Here is a 12,109-nt window from a genome sequence, read left to right on the forward strand (position 1 = left end):
CGGCACGCTAGCACGAAACCCCGGACGCCCCAACTGACCCTAGCCATGTGCCGACACCTCGCCTATCTGGGTCCTCCGATCACGCTGCGCAGCCTGATCCTGGATCCGCCACACAACCTGATCGAACAAGCCATGGCCCCGCAGGAGCTGGTGTATGCCCGCGTCAACGCCGACGGCTTCGGCTTCGGCTGGTTTGGCGAGGGGGGCATTGCGCGCCATTACCGGCGCGCCGATCCGCTCTGGCAGGATCCCAACCTGGTGGATCTGGCCAGCGACATGACCCAGCCCCTGTGGGTTGCGGCCATCCGCAGTGCAACCCCCGGCTTCGGCGGCGACACCGTCAACGCCCAGCCATTCGCCCGCGATGGCCTGCTGTACAGCCACAACGGCCTGATCAGCCGCTTCCGTCCCGACATCCGGCGGCAGATCCAGAACATCCTCAGCCAGGAGGTCGAATCGAGCATCGAGGGAACCACCGATTCCGAATACCTCTTCGCCCTGGTCCGGCAATACCTGGCCGATGACGACAACGCGACGCTGGAGGGCGCCCTCGGCGAGGCGTTCTCCACCGTGGAGACTTGGCTGGGTGCCGACACCGCCCTGCTGAACGTGATCCTGTCCGACGGCCGCCGCATCATCGCCAGCCGCCATGCGGTCAATGCGCCCTGTCCCAGCCTCTACTACACCACCGATGACGAGACGTTCCCCGACGACAGCGTCGTTGTGGCCTCCGAGCCCCTCACCGACCGCGAACGCTGGCGCCCGGTCCCCCCCGGCCATCTTTTGATCCTCGATCCCGACGAACCGCCGGAACTCCTGGCACTGTAACACGCTCCACCGGATATGAATGCCGCCCATCCGCAGCCAAGTGCAAACCCGCACCCATCCGACCTCCTGGACTGCCTGGCGACCCAGCACGACCGCCTGAACACGGCACTGGAGTCGACACCGGGGAACGAATGGCGCAATCAGTATCACCCGGACCTGAGTCCCATCGGGTGGCACTACGCCCATTGCCATTTCATCGAGGCGGTATGGCTACACGAACGCATCCTGGGTGAACCACCGCCCGACCGGCGCGACTGGCACGATCTCTACTTCCCGGAACAGAGCCCGAAGTGGCGCCGCGGCGGAAGACTCCCGACGCGCCAATCCCTGCTGGAATGGGGCCAGGCCAGCCAGCAACATCACCTGGACTTGTTGCACAACCATCCAGCGGTGCGGCGGCATCCCCTGCTCGAGCGGGACTACCTGACCGGTTTTCTCGCGCAGCACCACGCCATGCACCTGGAAAGCCTGGAGCAGGTGCGCTGGTTCGCCCGCCTGCATCGCCCCGCCCCACCCCAAACGCAGGAGCCAAAACCCGCACTGGCGGCCGGCGGCGACTGGATCGAGTGCCCGGGCGGCGAACATGTCAGCGGCAGCGACGCGGCAACCGCCTTCGACAACGAGCGTGGCCTCCACCCGGTCCGACTCGCCCCCCACACGATCCGCTCGCATCCGGTCTCCAATGCCGAGATCGCCGCGTTTATCGAGGCCGGAGGCTACCGCCCGGGCCCCCACTGGGACCCGCCGGGTCGAACCTGGCTGGTACAAACGGGCATCGCGGCCCCTCTCGGGTGGCGGAAGCTACCCGACGGGACCCGGGTACAAACCCTCCCCCACGGCACCCAGGCACTCGATCCGCATGCACCCGCCGTCGGACTCTCCTGGTTCGAGGCCTCGGCCTACGCCCGCTGGGTGGGTGCCCGCCTCCCCCACGAACACGAATGGGAACACGCCGCCCAGGCCGGGCGGTTGCGCGCCACGGGCCAGGTATGGGAATGGTGCGGCAACCCCTTTCAGCCCTACCCGGGCTTCCAGCCGTTCCCGTACAAGGAATACTCCCTACCCTGGTTCGACGGCGAACACTACGTTTTGCGCGGCGGAAGCGCCTGGAGCGATCCATTGCTCACCCGCTCTACAATGCGCAACTTCTTCACCCCCGAAAAACGCCACGTGTTCGCCGGCCTCCGGCTTGCGCGCAATCTGTAGAGGTTCATGAACATGCGACCGAAGAACACTCCCCTCGCGCCCCGCCCGTCCTGGCTCGTCGCCGGGCTCGCCGCCCTGGTCCTGGCGTTTCCGGCTACTGCCATCGCAAGCGACGGCGGAACCACGCTGGCCCTGACCGGCAAGGCCGAGCGCCAGGTCGCCAACGACCACATGACCGTGCTGATGACGACCGAGGCCCGCGCCCCGGAGGCCGCCACGGCCGCCGCCACCGTCAACCGCAACATGCAAGCCGCACTGGAACGCGCCGGCGAACAAGATGGGATTGACGCCCGCACCATCGGCTATTCCACCCGCGCCATTCACGACTCCGACGACCGCAGCCGCATCAATGCCTGGCTGGTCCAGCAGAACCTGGAACTGACCGGAGCCGATTTCGATCGGTTGACCGAACTGGTCGGCGCGCTCCAGCAGCGGGACCTCAACGTCAGCCAGATCCGATTCTCCCTCAGCCCCGAGGCGCGCCAGGAACATCGCGAGGCGATGATCGAAGAGGCCATGGAAGACCTGAAGGAACAAGCACGCGTCATCGCCCGCTCGCTGGGAGCCACACACCTGCGCACACTGGAAGTGGAATTGCCGGACGACCACTACGATCGGCCACAGCCCATGATGGCCATGCGCGCCATGGACGAGTCAGCCAGCCAGCCGTCGCTGGAGGCCGGGCATTCCACCTTGACCCTCAGCGTACGTGGACGCCTGCAGGCCCTGGGCGCCGAGACCCTGCGCGTCACCCCGCGTTAGCGTAAACGTCAATCGCAGAGTGCCGTGAGGCGCCCGCCGAACCGCACCGTTCCCATGCGGCCCCCGGTCCCCGAGCGCCGGGTGTCCAGCGGTGCGCGCGGCGCTCCCATTCTCGTCACCCCGGCCTTGGCACTTCCGCTCTCGTCATCCCGGCCGTAGCGCTCCCGTTCTCGTCATCCCGGCCGTAGCGCAGCGAAGAGCCGGGATCTCCCCGCGCACCAACACCCCGACATCTGTGCCACCTCCAACGATGGAGATCCCGGATAACCGCTACGCAGTTTCCGGGATGACGGTGGTTGGGGAGCATTCTGAGGGTTAGTCGGTCATTCCGAATGTGGGTGCAACCATCCAGCCCCAATCCCCCGGCCGTTATCCCAGCGGGACCCTGCTTTCCCATCATCCCGGCCATAGTGCCCCCCTTCTCGTCATCCCGGCCGTAGCGCAGCGAAGAGCCGGGATCTCCCCGCGCACCAACACCCCGACATCTGTGCCACCTCCAACGATGGAGATCCCGGATAACCGCTGCGCGGTTTCCGGGATGACGGGCTCACGGTGAGGATCCGGGCGGCCGATGGGCTTGGTACTCCGTGCCATCGCCGTTTATGCGTTGCGTCTCCCTGAGGATCGAAACGCATTAGGGGGCACCGCAACCGACCCGCACTCCTCCGCGCCTAGTAGAAGCATTGACGGAAAAATGAACGCGTGCGGGAAACGGTGTGATTCGCGGACGGACTCGGGCGGCTTTAGCGGGCGAGTTCCAGCACCAGTTCGCCGTCGCGGACCTCGATGGACTCGATGCCCGCGCGCAGTTGCTGGAAGGGCTCCAGCGCCAGCAGGTCCTCGTCCTTCAACCCGCCCAGCCAGGCATCCGGCAGCGGGATCCCCGCGACGCTGACACCGACCAGGCGCGCATGCACCCGCCCATCGTCAGTCTCAAAGCGCACGCCCGAGCGGACATTCAGGACACGCCCCCCCAGCAATGGGATATCGGCCGGAACCTCAATACGCACCCGAGTGCTGACCTGCCCGGGCGTAAGACGCATGGCCACGCGTCCGGCCAGGTCCGGGTCCTGGGCGATCAGGGCATTCAATTCGCGCTCGCTGAAGCGCACGCTGCGTGCCTCGGCCCGTTCCTCGTAGAGTTCCGGGACCAGCGGCTCGGCCTCGGCGTCGAGATCGATGATCGGGTCACCGGGTGCCTGGTCCGGGCGGGGCTCGGCATCGCGCGGCGCCAGCGCCTGCAGCTTGGCCTCCAGCTCGGCCTGCTCCTCGACGTCCAGCGTCACCGCCTCGGGCTCGCCCGACTGCAGGTGGATTACACCCCAGAAGCCCGCCCACAACGCCGCCAGGATCAGCAGGACAATCAGGTAGCGCGGGGGACGCCCGGTGGAACGGTACTGGATGGGCGCGGAGGGTTCGTTGTTCTTGGCCATGCCGGACTCTCGCAGATCAGGACGGCGTCATGGTCGCACAAAGGCGCAACCATGGCCCGCCCACCTGAGCTCTCGGATCAGAGGAAGTCGAACAGCGACAATCGGTTCACCTGGGTATAGGTCTGCTGCGCGGCCTGCAGGGCCACCTGCTGCTGGTTGAAACGGCTGATCGCCTCGGCATAGTCCAGGTCGCGAATCTCGGAGACAGCGCTGTTCAGGTCCACCAGGCGGTCCTCGTTCAAATCCTTTTGCTGATCGAAGCTCTTCAGGCGCGACCCCACCTCGGCGCGTATGTCACTGAAGTTGCCCAGCACGGCATCCAGGTCGGCGAGCGCCGTGTTGCTGGCTGTCGCGAGATTCGCCCGAGTCTCCGGAGTCGCTCCCCCTTGCTCAAGGGCTTCGATGATCGAGTCCAGTGTTGCGAACACGTCCTTGGTATCGGCTGCGCGCGAAAGGACCTCGTCTCCCGGCTGGGGATTCCCACTCAAAGTGATATTACGCCCTTCGAAACGGATGGACTCGCCAGAAACATAAGGCCGGTCTTCCATCGGATCCCCATTAGGATCCTCGGCGAACTGGGTCACTCCATTCTCGTCCTCGTAGGTGATCGAAAACTGGAGGTTGCCGTCTCCATCATCAGAAAACCCGATGGTGTAATCGCGTCCGTCGAGGCTGCCAACGTCACTTACGCCAGTTTGCTCCACAACGAGGCTGCTGCCCGCCTCGCGATTGATGATTTCAGTCCCGACTCGGCCATCGTTTTCCGGAATATCCATGAACACGCGCGCGCCAGTGTCGCCCACAGGAATCTTTCGATTGGCCGAGATCGCGACCTCGCGAACGCTCCCCGTGCCCTCGGCCCCTTCATAGCGAACTGCACCCGTGCCATCCTGCTGGAAGGGCTGCTGCAACGACTTCGTCCCCGCAAACAAGTACTCGCCGTTCGGATCCTTGGTGTTCGCAATATCAAACATCCCCTCGCGCAGCTGGCGCAGCTCGCCCGCGAGATAACTGCGCGTCTCGTTCGTCTGGCTGTCGTTGTTGCCGGCCACCACCAGCTCGCGCGCCCGCTGTAGCAGGTCCGTCCCGCTTTGCAGGGCCGACTCCTCCTGCTGCAGGCGCGGCTGGGTGTTGTCGATGTTTCGCTGGTACTGCTTGGTGGCCTGGATAATGCGCTCGAATTGATTGACCTGGGTCGCACCGCTCGGGTCATCGGATGGCGACAGGATGCGCTCGCCCCGTCCCATCTGCAGCGAGGTCCGATTCAACTCGGTCTGGCCACGCTGTATCTGGTCGATGCCGGACTGAAAGATCTGAGTGGTCGAGATGCGCATAATCCGTGTCTCCAGAGGCCGCTAGCGACGGAACGCGCCGAGCAGCGAATCGAACAGCGAATTGCTGACCGAAATGACCTGAGCGGCCGCCTGATAGGCCTGCTGATAGCGGATCAGATCCGCCGCCTCTTCGTCGAGGTTGACCCCGGACACCGCCTCGCGCTGGGCGCGGGCCTGTTCCAGCTGGGCATTGGCCGATTCCTGCGCCACCTGGGCCTGGCGCGTACGCGTGCCGACATTGGCCAGCAGGCTGTTGTAGCCATCCCCGAAGGTACGGTCACCACCCACCAGCCGCTCGTCCGACAGATCGTTCATCGCCAGCATGTTGCGGTTGTCGCCCGGATACCCCTCGTTGCTGCTCACAAAAAAGGTATCGCCGTCCGCCGGCGTACCACGGATTTCCATCTCCCAACCGTTGGCCGTAATGGTCGTTACGCCATCAGGATCCAGTGCGAAGGTTTCCGTTCCAACTTCGAAATTTCCTCCGGTGAACTCAACCACCACCTCATCAAGCAGGTCCGGATCATCGGCATCCACCGCCTGCACCGAACCAATCGTCGCATTACCAGTATTGCCCTCACCAAGATCTGCGCGGACGGCCGCGGCAGCCGCAATACCGGAGGGGTCCGTCATCTCGACCGACAGATCACGAGCTCCGTTGCGCGTCGGCTGGATCAGCCATTCATCGCCATCCTCCGCACCCGTGATGCCTCCCGTATCGACGCTGATCCCGTTCCCTTCCAGAACACCCGCGGGACCGGATGCGACCAAGGCGCCGTCGGACAGCCGGGTCAACTCGTACTCATCTGCCGCATCGTCATACCGCAGGCGGTAATCCGACGTGGTGATTGCGCGGACATCCGTGAACTCGACCTCCGGAACATCATTCGAACCGTTGCCCGGGAAACCACGGACCGCCGAATCCGCGATCCCGAAGATATCCGTGCCCAACTCCCCGTTAAGATCCAGCCCAAGCTGGTTCTGCTGGTTGTATTCCTCGCCGATACTGATGGCGAGTCGTCCCAGCGTGTTCTGGGCCTCGTCGATGATGCCGGTACGTGTCTCCAGCAAAGCGCCCAGCTCGCCGCCCTGGATGAAGCGGGAGATATTGACCGGATCGCCGCTGGTGGCCAGTCCGATATCCGGCGAGCGCGGATCCCCGGTCAGCGACTCGGCGACCAGTTCGCGGTTGTTACCGCCCAGCACCAGCGCCTGGCCATTGCCGACGAACACATTCACCGCGCCGTCGTCCTGCTCGGTGATGCGGACGTTCACCTTCTCCGCCAGCTGGTTCAGCACGCGATCGCGCTGGTCCAGCAGATCGTTCGGGGTGCCTTGGGTGGACTTGGACACGATCTCGCGGTTGAGCCCCGCGACCGCCTCGGTCAGCGAGTTGATCTCGTCGACGTTGGTACGGATCTGCCCGTTGATGATGTCGCGCTGCTCCTCGATGCGACGGTCGATCGAGCCGAATCGCTCGGCCAGAGACTCCGCCTCGGTCAGGAAGACCGTGCGCGCGGCGCTGGAGGTCGGATCGTTGGCCAGGTCCTGGCCGGCATCAAAAAAGTCCTGCAGCACCGGCGTCAGGCCGGAACTGGAGCTGCCCAGCAGGTCGTCGATGCGCCCGGCCAGCGAGGCCTTCAGCTCGGCGTTCGACTGATCGGAGATCGAATTGCGCAGCTGGGTGTTCACGAAGTCGTCGGAGATACGGCGGATCGTGTCCACCTGCACGCCCTGGCCCTGGAAGCTGCCTCCCAGGAACTGCGGGGTCAGATTGGAGAGCTCGGTGCGCTGGCGGCTGTAGCCTTCGGTCGCCGAGTTCGCGATGTTGTTGCTGGTCGTGCCGATCGCGCGCTGGAACGCCAGCAGCGCGGAGGTGCCGATGCCGGACGCGCTCATGCCCGTGCCTCCCGCGACAACGCCTGTTCAGTAACCGGACTGGGCCATTTCTGCTTCATGCTCTACCCCTTGGTACGGGTAACGGCGGCATCCGCCGCGACTTGAGTCGATCCGCTGTCACGATGCGCCGCCATCTGGTCGCGCACCCGCAGGACCTTGTCCGCGTAGGCCGGGTCGGTGGCATAGCCGGCGTCCTGCAGCTCGCGGATGTACTGCGCGTCATCCCCGGCCTGGAGGGCCCGGTGGTAACGCGGGTTATTACGAATGAACTCGACGTAATCGGAGAACGACTCGGCCGGGTCGGCATAGGCGCGGAAGCGCGCCTGTTCGCGCTGGGCCACGCCCTCGCGGAACTCCAGCGTGCCCACCGAGACGCGATCGCCCTCCCAGCGGCTGTCGGCCTTGATGCCGAACAGGTTGAAGCTCGGCTGGCCATCGGCCCGCGACGGGACGTGCTGCCCCCAGCCGGTCTCCAGCGCGCTCTGCGCCAGCAGGATGCCTGGCTCAACGCCCAGCTCCGCCGCGGCATCCCGCGCCAGGGGTTCCAGGGTCTGCACAAAGTCCGCGGCGTCCCGCGGCGGCCAGGCAATGGGTGCCGGTTGCGGCGCCGCCTTGCGAGCCGCCTCCGGCGACACAGCTTCCGGGCGTTGCGGGCCCACCGGGCGCAACTCGAATTCCGCCTCGCCCTGCAACGCCCGCAGGGTATCCAGCTCCGAGCGTCGACGCGGCAGTTCGAGCGCCGCCTGGCGATCCGGGTCGTTCAGCGTCTCGGGATCCACAGGCTGCTGGGCAGAGAGCTGACGCATCAGGGCATCGCGCAGGCCGATGCCGTCGCCCTGGCTCATGGCCTTCGCGAACTCCTGATCCTGCATCTCCAGGTACATGTTGCTCTGGTCGTTGTCGAACAGGCCGTCGCCCAGCGAGGCCTCGCGCATCTGCTTGAGCATCTGGCCGATCAGCATCGCCTCGAACTCGCGGGCCACGGCTTCCAGACCCTTCTGATCGCCGGCACGCGCGCCCCGGGCCAGGTCCTGCAGACCACTGGGGTCCGAGGCCATGGCCGCGCGGGCTTGCATCTGGGTATCCATGCCCGAGCCAATCATCAGATCACCACCAACTCCGCGCGCAGCGCACCGGCCTCGCGCAGGGCCTCCAGGATCGCGACCAGATCGCCCGGGGCCGCGCCCACGTTGTTCACGGCGCGGACAATCTCGTCCAGCGAGGTGCCCGGGTCGAACAGGAACATGGTGTTGTCGCCCTCCTCGATCGCGATGTCGGTATCCGGCTGGATGGCGGTCTCGCCCTCGCCAAAGGGCGCAGGCTGCACGACCTGAGGGGCCTCGCTGATGGTGACGGTCAGGCTGCCGTGGGAGACGGCCGCAGGGGTCACCTGCACACTGGAGCCGATCACCACGGTCCCGGTACGCGAGTTCACGATCACGCGCGCCGGCGGCGTGCCGCGTTCGATCGGCAGGTTCTCCAGCTCGGCCACGAAACCGACCCGGTGATCCGGGTTCGCCGGCGCCCGCACCCGCACGGACGAGCCGTCGAGGGCATGGGCCACGCCATGGCCGAAGGTATCGTTCACCGTCTGCACCAGGCGGTTGGCGGTAGTGAAGTCCGGCCGGTTGAGGTTCAGGGTGACGTGATCGCCCTGGGCGAACGCGGTCGGGACCTCGCGCTCCACGGTTGCTCCGTTGGGGATACGGCCGACGCTGGGCACGTTCACGGTGATGCGCGAGCCATCGGTACCTTCCGCGCCAAACCCGCCCACGATCAGATTGCCCTGGGCGATGCTGTAGGTCTGGCCATCCGCCCCCTTGAGCGGTGTCATCAGCAACGTGCCGCCGCGCAGGCTGGTCGCGTTGCCCATGGACGACACGGTGATATCGATCCGCTGACCCGCCTTGGCGAACGGTGGCAGTTCAGCCGTGACCATCACCGCGGCCACGTTGCGCAGCTGCGGGTTGCCAGCATCCGGCGTCAGCCCCAGCTGGCCCAGCATGTTGTTCAGGCTCTGAACGGTGAACGGGGTCTGGGTGGTCTGGTCCCCCGTACCATCGAGGCCGACCACCAGGCCATAACCGATCAGCTGGTTGTCACGCACGCCGGAGACGCTGGCCACATCCTTGACCCGCTCCATGTAGCTGCGCTCCTGCATGGCCACCTGCTGCTGCATCGCGGTCTGCGCCGAGACCGCGGCACTCCCCAGCCCCGCCACCAGCAGCGCCGCCAGGAACAGTAGCCCCAGCCGGCGCCAGTCGCCGAACGGCGCAGCCGGTAAGCCTGAGGCGCGTTGTGTCGTGCGTGTGGAATCCATGTCGTACCTCGCCACGGTCATGCCGGGTCAGAAGGGCCAGATCGGGCTGTTGAAGAAGCGCGTGATCCACCCAGGTGTGTTGCTGTCCGCCAGTACGCCGGAACCGCCGTAGTACACGCGGGCGTTGGCCACCTGGGTGGAGAGCACGGTGTTGTTGGTGGTCACGTCCACCGGGCGCACGATGCCGCGAAAGCGCACGTACTCCTCGCCCTGGTTGATGCCCAGCCATTTCTCGCCCTGCACGACCAGGTTGCCGTTCGCCAGCACCTCGGCCACGGTCACGGTGATCTCGCCGTCGAGCTGGTTGCTCTGCGAGGAATCCCCGGACCCGTCGAAGTCCCGCGAACTCGAGTTGCTCGCCCCAAACAACGGGCGACCGTTGAACGTGGCGTCGCGGCCGAAGGCCGAGAGATTGCCCAGCTCCAGGTTCGAATCCTTGCCGGTCGAAGTCGACGCCGACTTCTGCGCGTTGGTGCTCTCCGCAAGGATGACCGTCAGGATGTCGCCGACATTGCGCGCCTTGTAGTCCTCGAACAGCCCCTGGGAATGGGCGGCCTGGTAGATGCCGCCATTGTTCTGCGACTGCGGGACCGGCTGCGCCGGCATCACCGGCTGGTACTCCGGGTTGTCGTCCGGCTTGGTCGTCTGAGTGGCGGCGCAGGCGGACAGCAGCAACGCGGCGGTCACAGCCAGGGCCAGGCGGAGAACGGTTCCGAGGCGCGTCATCAGATCACCCGATCGTCTGGTTGACGAACTGCAGCGACTGGTCGGCCGCGGAGATCGCCTTGGAGTTGACCTCGTAGGCGCGCTGAGTCTCGATCATGTTCACCAGTTCTTCGGCGATGTTCACGTTCGAGGTCTCCAGCGAGCCCTGCACCACGGTGCCGGTGCCGTTCAGGCCCGGCAGGGACTGCTGCGCCACGCCCGAGGCCGCGGACTCGCGAAACAGGTTCTCGCCCACCGCCTGCAGACCGGCCGGATTCACGAAATCCGCCAGCTGGATATTGCCCAGCTCCACCGGGGCGGCCTGCCCCGGAATCTGCGCGGTCACCGTGCCGTCCTTGCCGATCGAGAGGGACTGGGTGTCCTCCGGCACAAACAGACCCGGCTGCAGCGGGTAGCCATTGGACATCACCACCTGGCCATCCGAGTTCAACTGGAAGCTGCCGTCCCGGGTGTAGCCCACATTTCCGTCCGGCAGCAGGATCTGGAAGAACCCGCGGCCCTCGATGGCCATATCCAGCGAGTTGTCCGTCTGCTGCAGGTTGCCCTGCTGAAACATCTTCTCGGTGGAGACGGCGCGCACCCCGGTACCGATCTGCAGGCCCGAGGGCAGCTGCTGGTCCTGAGTGGCCTGGGCGCCCGGCTGGCGTACCGTCTGATAGATCAGGTCCTCGAATACCGCCCGGTCTTTCTTGAAGCCGGTGGTATTCACGTTGGCCAGGTTGTTCGAGACCGTCGACATGCGCGTGTGCTGCGCGTCGAGGCCGGTCTTGGCGATCCACAGTGCCTGGTTCATGGTGTTCTCCTGTCAGTCCTGCAAAGTGACCGCTGCCTAGCCGAGGCCGAGCAAGCGGTTGCTGCTTTGTTCAAGCGTGTTGGCGCTGTCCATCATCTTCACTTGCATCTCGAAGTGTCGGGACAGCTCGATCATCCGGGTCAGGGCCTCCACGGTGTTCACATTGCTGCCCTCCAGCATCCCGGAGACCACGCGCACCTCGGCGTCCGCCGGGGCCTCGCCCCCTTCCGCCAGGCGGAACAGGCCGTCATCCCCGCGCTGGAGTTCGTCGGTGTCCGGGTTGACCAGGCGGATGCGTTCCACCGCCGCCAGGGCCTCCGGGCCCACGCCCAGGGGGCGCACGCTGATGGTGCCGTCGGTGCCGATCTCGATCTGCTCTGCCGGCGGGATGGCAATCGGGCCGCCATCCCCCAGCACCTGGTGGCCCTGCGCGGTGCGCAGCAGCCCGAAGGCGTCCACATGCAGCGAGCCGGCGCGGGTGTAGCCTTCCTCCCCGTCCGGGCCCTGGACCGCGATAAAGCCTTCGCCCTCAATGGCGATGTCCATATCGCGGCCGGTGCTCTGCATCTTGCCCTTGCTGAAATCCACCGCATCGTTGCCGATCTGGGTGTAGTCGCGCGAGGCATGGCCCGGCCCGCGCACCGGCAAGGTATCCGCCGTGGCCAGCGCCTGGCGGAAGCCGTCGGTATTGGCGTTGGCCAGGTTGTGGTTGTTGATGGCCTGTGCGTGCATCGTCTCCTTCGCACCGGACATCGCGATGTACAGAAATCGATCCATGCTCAAGCCCTCTTCAGCGTCTCATCCGCGA

General features: G+C 65.8%; 11 protein-coding genes. 3 read left to right on the forward strand and 8 right to left on the reverse strand.

Annotated elements, in window-relative coordinates; genetic code table 11:
• Positions 1-45: 45 nt before the first annotated feature.
• Genes egtC through F816_RS0102190 form a run of 3 tightly spaced genes read left to right on the forward strand, consistent with a single transcriptional unit; the run spans position 46 to position 2,796 of the window.
• Positions 46-828 (forward strand): ergothioneine biosynthesis protein EgtC, encoded by a 783-nt coding sequence (gene egtC / locus F816_RS0102180; RefSeq protein ID WP_018938513.1) that lies wholly within the window; start codon positions 46-48, stop codon positions 826-828.
• A gap of 15 nt (positions 829-843) precedes the next feature.
• Positions 844-2,034: an SUMF1/EgtB/PvdO family nonheme iron enzyme gene (locus F816_RS0102185; RefSeq protein WP_019593354.1), complete on the forward strand. Its 1,191-nt coding sequence runs from the start codon at positions 844-846 to the stop codon at positions 2,032-2,034.
• Between the two features lie 12 nt (positions 2,035-2,046).
• Positions 2,047-2,796 carry an SIMPL domain-containing protein gene (locus tag F816_RS0102190; protein WP_019593355.1) on the forward strand — a complete coding sequence of 250 codons (750 nt, stop codon included), beginning with the start codon at positions 2,047-2,049 and terminating at the stop codon, positions 2,794-2,796.
• A 743-nt stretch (positions 2,797-3,539) separates the two neighbouring features.
• Here the strand turns inward: F816_RS0102190 and F816_RS0102195 are convergent.
• The 8 genes from F816_RS0102195 to flgF form a co-directional block, all read right to left on the reverse strand.
• Entirely contained in the window at positions 3,540-4,229 is a 690-nt protein-coding gene (locus F816_RS0102195; protein ID WP_019593356.1) for a hypothetical protein, read from the reverse strand.
• Positions 4,230-4,306: 77 nt separating this feature from the next.
• Positions 4,307-5,563, reverse strand: a complete 1,257-nt coding sequence (gene flgL, locus F816_RS0102200) for a flagellar hook-associated protein FlgL (protein WP_019593357.1) — start codon at positions 5,561-5,563, stop codon at positions 4,307-4,309.
• Between the two features lie 21 nt (positions 5,564-5,584).
• Positions 5,585-7,462 carry a flagellar hook-associated protein FlgK gene (gene flgK, locus F816_RS0102205; RefSeq protein ID WP_019593358.1) on the reverse strand — a complete coding sequence of 626 codons (1,878 nt, stop codon included), beginning with the start codon at positions 7,460-7,462 and terminating at the stop codon, positions 5,585-5,587.
• A gap of 62 nt (positions 7,463-7,524) precedes the next feature.
• On the reverse strand, positions 7,525-8,565 hold the full coding sequence (gene flgJ / locus F816_RS0102210; protein WP_019593359.1) for a flagellar assembly peptidoglycan hydrolase FlgJ: 1,041 nt from the start codon (positions 8,563-8,565) through the stop codon (positions 7,525-7,527).
• Positions 8,565-9,782 carry a flagellar basal body P-ring protein FlgI gene (locus F816_RS0102215; RefSeq protein ID WP_019593360.1) on the reverse strand — a complete coding sequence of 406 codons (1,218 nt, stop codon included), beginning with the start codon at positions 9,780-9,782 and terminating at the stop codon, positions 8,565-8,567. The genes flgJ and F816_RS0102215 overlap by 1 nt, the downstream gene beginning before the upstream one ends.
• Positions 9,783-9,809: 27 nt before the next feature.
• Complete coding sequence (gene flgH, locus F816_RS0102220; RefSeq protein ID WP_018145469.1) at positions 9,810-10,508, reverse strand: flagellar basal body L-ring protein FlgH; 699 nt, start codon at positions 10,506-10,508, stop codon at positions 9,810-9,812.
• A 4-nt stretch (positions 10,509-10,512) separates the two neighbouring features.
• The gene (gene flgG, locus F816_RS0102225) at positions 10,513-11,301 is read right to left on the reverse strand and encodes a flagellar basal-body rod protein FlgG (RefSeq protein WP_018145468.1); all 789 of its coding nucleotides are present in this window, start codon (positions 11,299-11,301) and stop codon (positions 10,513-10,515) included.
• A 36-nt stretch (positions 11,302-11,337) separates the two neighbouring features.
• A complete protein-coding gene (flgF, locus tag F816_RS0102230) occupies positions 11,338-12,078 on the reverse strand; it encodes a flagellar basal-body rod protein FlgF (protein ID WP_018145467.1) in 741 nt (246 codons plus the stop codon).
• Positions 12,079-12,109: the final 31 nt, after the last annotated feature.

This window comes from Thioalkalivibrio sp. ALM2T (genome assembly GCF_000381505.1).
Lineage (GTDB): Bacteria > Pseudomonadota > Gammaproteobacteria > Ectothiorhodospirales > Ectothiorhodospiraceae > Thioalkalivibrio > Thioalkalivibrio versutus.

Coding starts and splice junctions, on each gene's coding strand:
- egtC (WP_018938513.1), top strand. CDS start 46: ATGTGCCGACACCTCGCCTATCTGGGTCCTCCGATCACGCTGCGCAGC.
- F816_RS0102185 (WP_019593354.1), top strand. CDS start 844: ATGAATGCCGCCCATCCGCAGCCAAGTGCAAACCCGCACCCATCCGAC.
- F816_RS0102190 (WP_019593355.1), top strand. CDS start 2,047: ATGCGACCGAAGAACACTCCCCTCGCGCCCCGCCCGTCCTGGCTCGTC.
- F816_RS0102195 (WP_019593356.1), bottom strand. CDS start 4,229: ATGGCCAAGAACAACGAACCCTCCGCGCCCATCCAGTACCGTTCCACC.
- flgL (WP_019593357.1), bottom strand. CDS start 5,563: ATGCGCATCTCGACCACTCAGATCTTTCAGTCCGGCATCGACCAGATA.
- flgK (WP_019593358.1), bottom strand. CDS start 7,462: ATGAGCGCGTCCGGCATCGGCACCTCCGCGCTGCTGGCGTTCCAGCGC.
- flgJ (WP_019593359.1), bottom strand. CDS start 8,565: ATGATTGGCTCGGGCATGGATACCCAGATGCAAGCCCGCGCGGCCATG.
- F816_RS0102215 (WP_019593360.1), bottom strand. CDS start 9,782: ATGGATTCCACACGCACGACACAACGCGCCTCAGGCTTACCGGCTGCG.
- flgH (WP_018145469.1), bottom strand. CDS start 10,508: ATGACGCGCCTCGGAACCGTTCTCCGCCTGGCCCTGGCTGTGACCGCC.
- flgG (WP_018145468.1), bottom strand. CDS start 11,301: ATGAACCAGGCACTGTGGATCGCCAAGACCGGCCTCGACGCGCAGCAC.
- flgF (WP_018145467.1), bottom strand. CDS start 12,078: ATGGATCGATTTCTGTACATCGCGATGTCCGGTGCGAAGGAGACGATG.